Here is a 2,506-nt window from a genome sequence, read left to right on the forward strand (position 1 = left end):
GCTGTCAAACAGCGTTGAACATTGACCCTGGATCGGCGTCGAACTTTGACCCCCTGTTTGGGTATGGCGGGACGCCCCTGATCAGCCCGGCGAAGCGGGTCGGGGTGGCGCAGCCGGGCTGATCAGGGGTCCAGCAGGCGCGACGTGTGTGCCAGTCTCAGGCGCGGTTCTTGAAGCGCCAGCTCTCGTTGCCGGTCTCGACGATCTCGCAGTGGTGGGTGAGCCGGTCGAGGAGCGCCGTGGTCATCTTGGCATCGCCAGCGAACACGCTCGGCCATTCCCCGAAGGCGAGGTTGGTGGTGACCACGATGGAGGTCGTCTCGTAGAGCTTGCTGATGAGGTGGAACAGGAGTTGGCCGCCCGACTGCGCGAACGGCAGGTAGCCGAGCTCGTCGAGCACCACGAAGTCGAGCCGGGCGAGATGGTCGGCGATGCGGCCGTGCCGGCCGGCGCGTGCCTCGGCTTCGAGCCGGTTGACGAGGTCGACGACGTTGTAGAACCGGCCCCGCATGCCATCCCGGATGCAGGCTCGCGCAAGGGCGATGGCGAGGTGGGTCTTGCCGGTGCCGGTGCCGCCGACGAGCACGACGTTGCGCTGATGCGCCAGGAACTCGCCGCCGGCGAGATCACGCACCAGCACCTCGTTGATCGGAGTGCCGTCGAAGGCGAACTCGGCGATGTCCTTGGCCAGGGGCAGTTTGGCGATGGTCATCTGGTAGCGGATCGAGCGTGCCTGCTTCTCGGAGATCTCCGCCTGGAGCAGGTCGCCGACGATCTGCTGCGGCTCGTGGGTGCGCTTCACTGCAACCTTGATGATCTCGTCGTAGGCGGCCTTCATGCCGAAGAGCTTCAGATCGCACATGGTGGCGAGGATCTGCTGGCGTTCCATCATGGTGCTCTCCTCAGGCTGTCGTAGCGGGCACAGTCGGCGACCGGCTCGTGGCGCAGCCGCAGGCTCTCAGGCGTCAGGATGGTGACGGGCGTGGTCGGCTCGCGCTGCCGGGCGAGGATGTTGAGGACGACATCGGCCGAGTACACGCCCTCGCGCAGGGCCTCGGCACAGGCCGCCTCGACCGCCGGCAACCCGTCGCCGAGCACGGCGGTGAGGATCTCCACCATCTGCCGGTCCCCTCCGGCGCTGCCGGCGAGCTTGCGTCGAACCCGGTCGAGGGCGGCGGGCAGCACCCAGTCCTTGAACGGTGCGCCGTTCCGCAGCGCGCCGGGTTTGCGGGCGAGCACGGGGACGTAGTGCCAGGGATCGAACACGGTCTGATCCCGGCCGAAGGCACGCGCGTGCTCGGCGACGACGCGCCCGACCTGCCGGATCTCGACGCGATCGGCGTAGGCCCGCACTTCGACCGGGCGGCCAATGGCGGAGGCGGCGACCGAGTAGCGGTTGTTGTCGAAGCGTACGAGGCAGGTCGTGGACACCGAAGCGGTGACGGCGTGGAAGCCGTCGAAGCGGCCAGCATAGGGCACCAGCGCCGCCCGCTCGGCCTCGAACCGCTCCCAGACGCTGCGCTCGCGCTCCTCGGGATGCGGATGGGCCTTGGCGTAGGCGATGGCTCCATCGAGTAGGAGCGCGTTCAACTCGTCGTAGCTCTTCACCCGGACGCGCGGGGTGAAGAAGCGCTCGCGCACCAGCCCGACCTGGTTCTCGACCTGCCCCTTCTCCCAGCCCGAGGCCGGCGTGCAGGCGACCGGATCGACGAGGTAGTGCGAGCACATCTGCAGGAAGCGACGGTTGTAGGCGCGCTCGCGACCGACGAAGATCGTCTCCACCGCGGTCTTCATGTTGTCGTAGATGCCGCGCTGGCAGGTGCCGCGGAAGAACGCGAATGCCCGGTCGTGGGCGTCGAACACCATCTCCTGGCTCTCGCGCGGATAGGCCCGCACAAACAGCATGCGCGAGTGGCAGAGCCGGACGTGGGCGACCTTGACCGTGACGGTCGTGCCGCCGATCAGCACGATCTCGTGGCTCCAGTCGAACTGGTAGGCCTCGCCCGGGGCGAAGATGAGCGGCACGAAGGCCTGGGCCGTGACCGAGGCGCGCTCGCGCTTCCAGGTTTTGGCATAGCGCCGAACGGCATCGTAGCCGCCCTCGTAGCCGAGCCCGCGCAGCGCCTCGTAGATCCGGATCAGCGTCAGTCGCTCGCGGGCGGACCTGCCGGCGTTGGTGGTCAGCATCCGATCGAGATCGTCGCGCCACGGCCCGAGCTTGGGCAGAGGCTGCACGTCGCGCTCGTAGGTGAAGGCGGTGGCCCCCGACCGGATGACCTTCCGGACCGTGTTGCGGGAGACGTGCAGGTCGCGGACGATGTCCTTGATCGCGCGGCCGCGGGTGAAGAACTCGCGCCGGATGCGCGCAATCGTGTCCACGCCCTTCATCCCCCTGCACCACCCTTCCGGCCGCACCGGAGGGCAGTCTGCGAGAACGAGGTTAGGGGGTCAGAATTGGACGCCGATCCCCCGCCTCAAGGGGTCATAGTTGCACGCCGAAACACAG

1 protein-coding gene and 1 pseudogene are annotated in these 2,506 nt (G+C 68.0%); both read right to left on the bottom strand.

The annotated features are described in order from the left end of the window. Positions 1-157: 157 nt before the first annotated feature. Positions 158-889 (bottom strand): IS21-like element ISMex39 family helper ATPase IstB, encoded by a 732-nt coding sequence (istB, locus tag LW587_RS23800; protein WP_232632044.1) that lies wholly within the window; start codon positions 887-889, stop codon positions 158-160. A gap of 5 nt (positions 890-894) precedes the next feature. Then, positions 895-2,388, bottom strand: a pseudogene (gene istA, locus LW587_RS23805) (IS21-like element ISMex39 family transposase); the annotation flags it as partial. Between the last annotated feature and the right edge of the window lie 118 nt (positions 2,389-2,506).

Origin of the sequence: Methylobacterium sp. Leaf118 (assembly GCF_920984675.1) — a bacterium.
Taxonomy (GTDB): Bacteria; Pseudomonadota; Alphaproteobacteria; order Rhizobiales; family Beijerinckiaceae; genus Methylobacterium.

Coding starts and splice junctions, on each gene's coding strand:
- istB (WP_232632044.1), bottom strand. CDS start 889: ATGGAACGCCAGCAGATCCTCGCCACCATGTGCGATCTGAAGCTCTTC.